Consider the following 1,144-nt stretch of genomic DNA (forward strand, 5'->3'; position numbering starts at 1 on the left):
AACATCGGCACGATCGGTCACGTTGACCACGGCAAGACCACGCTGACGGCTGCGATCACGAAGTATTTCGGCGACTTCCGCGCCTATGACCAGATCGACGGCGCGCCCGAAGAGAAGGCCCGCGGGATCACGATCTCGACGGCGCACGTGGAATACGAGACCGACGCGCGCCACTATGCTCACGTCGACTGCCCCGGCCACGCCGACTACGTGAAGAACATGATCACGGGTGCCGCTCAGATGGACGGCGCGATCCTGGTGGTGAACGCCGCCGACGGCCCGATGCCGCAGACGCGCGAGCACATCCTGCTCGGCCGCCAGGTCGGTATCCCGGCGATGGTCGTGTTCCTCAACAAGGTCGACCAGGTGGATGACGAGGAGCTGCTCGAGCTCGTCGAGATGGAAGTCCGCGAGCTTCTGTCCGCCTACGACTTCCCGGGCGACGACATTCCGATCGTCGCGGGCTCGGCTCTGGCGGCGATGGAAGGCCGTGATCCCGAGATCGGCGAGAACAAGATCCGCGAGCTGATGGCCGCTGTGGACGAGTACATCCCGCAGCCCGCACGCGCTGTCGACCAGCCGTTCCTGATGCCGATCGAGGACGTGTTCTCGATTTCCGGCCGCGGCACCGTGGTCACCGGCCGTGTCGAGCGCGGCGTCATCAACGTGGGCGACGAGCTCGAGATCGTCGGCATCAAGGACACGCAGAAGACGACCTGCACGGGTGTCGAGATGTTCCGCAAGCTGCTCGATCGCGGCGAGGCGGGCGACAATATCGGCGCGCTTCTGCGCGGCATCGACCGTGACGCGGTCGAGCGCGGCCAGGTGCTCTGCAAGCCGAAATCGGTTCAGCCGCACACCAAGTTCGAAGCCGAGGTCTACATCCTGACCAAGGAAGAGGGCGGCCGCCACACGCCGTTCTTCGCGAACTACCGCCCGCAGTTCTACTTCCGGACGACGGACGTGACCGGCACCGTGACGCTGCCCGAGGGCACCGAGATGGTCATGCCCGGCGACAACCTGAAGTTCGCCGTCGAGCTGATCGCGCCGATCGCGATGGAAGACGGCCTGCGCTTCGCCATCCGCGAAGGCGGCCGCACCGTCGGCTCCGGCGTCGTCTCGAAGATCGTCGAGTAATCGCGCC

1 protein-coding gene is annotated in these 1,144 nt (G+C 65.7%); it reads left to right on the forward strand.

Annotated features, from left to right (window positions below; translation table 11 throughout):
* The coding region (gene tuf / locus BM171_RS18645) for an elongation factor Tu (protein ID WP_139218766.1) at positions 1–1,137 on the forward strand (1,137 nt) is incomplete at its 5' end.
* Positions 1,138–1,144 lie beyond the last annotated feature (7 nt).

The organism is Roseivivax halotolerans, from assembly GCF_900115815.1.
Classification (GTDB): Bacteria; Pseudomonadota; Alphaproteobacteria; order Rhodobacterales; family Rhodobacteraceae; genus Roseivivax; species Roseivivax halotolerans.